General features: G+C 71.2%; 1 protein-coding gene. It reads right to left on the reverse strand.

From position 1 onward, the window contains the following. Nucleotides 1–132 precede the first annotated feature (132 nt). Nucleotides 133–1,482 carry an ABC transporter substrate-binding protein gene (locus tag E1283_RS36065; protein WP_132822373.1) on the reverse strand — a complete coding sequence of 450 codons (1,350 nt, stop codon included), beginning with the start codon at nt 1,480–1,482 and terminating at the stop codon, nt 133–135. Nucleotides 1,483–1,553 lie beyond the last annotated feature (71 nt).

Consider the following 1,553-nt stretch of genomic DNA (forward strand, 5'->3'; position numbering starts at 1 on the left):
GGGCGGGGGTCATCGTTCTCCTCGGAAGGCTCTGCGGAAGGCTCCGCGGCAGCTCTGCGGAAGCTCCACGGCGGTGGGGACGGGGGCCGGCCGCGGTGACGGCGGCCGGCCCCGGTCCGCGTTGCGACGGGCTCAGTCGGTGAGCGTGAAGCCCTGCTCGGTGCCGTAGTCCACGGACCGCTGCTGCCAGTCGGCGAGGCCCTGGGTCAACGGAGTGTTCGAGACGTAGGACTGGCCCGCGGTGTCGTTGAAGATCGAGTTGGCGTAGACCTGGTAGGGCAGGTACGACCAACCGTCCACCACGTTGGCGGCCGACTCGGCGAAGATCTCGTTGGCCCGCTGGCCGCCGAAGTACTCGAACTCGGTGTTCAGGAACGCGTCGGACTCCAGCTCCGTGACGGTGGCGGGGAAGGCGCCGCCGTCCAGCCGGGTCTGGATGCCGTCGCCGGCGTTGGCGTACTCGATGAAGGCGTAGGCCAGTTCCTGCTTGGAGCTGGCGGCCGGGACGGCGAGCGAGCTGCCGCCGTTCTCGGCGCTGGCCGCCGCGCCCTCCTCCCACTGCGGCAGCGGGGCGACCCGCCACGAGCCGGCCGCGCCGGGCACGCCGGACTCGAAGTTGGCGGGCATCCAGGCGCCGGTGGCCAGGGTGGCGATGGAGCCGTCGGACAGGCCCGCGTACCACTCGTCGGTCCAGCCGTTGACGGGCGCCAGCAGGTCCTCGTCGATCAGCTGCTGCCAGGTCTCGGCGTACCGGGTGGAGCCGGCGTCCGAGAAGTCGATGCCGACGTCGGTGCCGTCGACCGTGTAGGGCTGGCCGCCGGCCTGCCAGATCAGGCTGGTGGTCATGCCGGCGTCGCCCATGTCGCTGGTGATGTAGACGTTCGGGTCGGCCTCGTGCAGGGCGCGGGCCGCCTCGACGTACTCGTCCCAGGTGGTGGGCACCTCGACGCCGTGCTCGTCGAAGACGTCCTGGTTGTAGAAGAGCGCCATCGGGCCCGAGTCCATGGGCAGGCCGTAGATGCCGTCGGCACCGGCGTGCACCGCGTTCCAGGGGCCGGTCGAGTAGGTGCCCTCCAGCTCCGAGGCGCCGAGGGAGCTCAGGTCGGTGAGGGTCTCGCCGATCGCGTACTGCCCCAGCGCGTAGTACTCGATCTGCGCCACGTCGGGCACCCCGCTGCCGGCCTCCATGGCGTTGCTGAGCGCCGTGTACTGGTCGTTGCCGGTGCCCGCGTTGACCAGGTTGACCGTCACGTTGGGGTAGGCCGTCTCGAAGTCCTCGACGACCTGGGTCAGGGTGGGCTCCCAGGCCCAGACGGTTATCTCGCCGCCCGCCTCGAGGGCCGACTGGACGTCGTCGGGCGAGGAGCCGCCGCCGGAGCCGCCGTCGTCATCGGAGCCGCAGGCGGTCAGTCCGAGGGTGGCGATCGCGAGCACGCCGGCGAGGGCGGCTCCCCGCCGGAGGGGGCGCTTGGTGCTGGTCATCGTGGTCACTCACTTCGTTGTCAGACCCGGAGGGTAGAAAGGAGGAGGTGGTGCGGGGGGTAGCGGGAACG

The sequence above is a fragment of the Streptomyces hainanensis genome, assembly GCF_004348415.1.
In the GTDB taxonomy this organism is placed as follows: domain Bacteria; phylum Actinomycetota; class Actinomycetes; order Streptomycetales; family Streptomycetaceae; genus Streptomyces; species Streptomyces hainanensis.

Bases quoted from the DNA above. Each gene is read 5' to 3' on its own strand.
- E1283_RS36065 (WP_132822373.1), bottom strand. From the start codon at position 1,482: ATGACCAGCACCAAGCGCCCCCTCCGGCGGGGAGCCGCCCTCGCCGGC.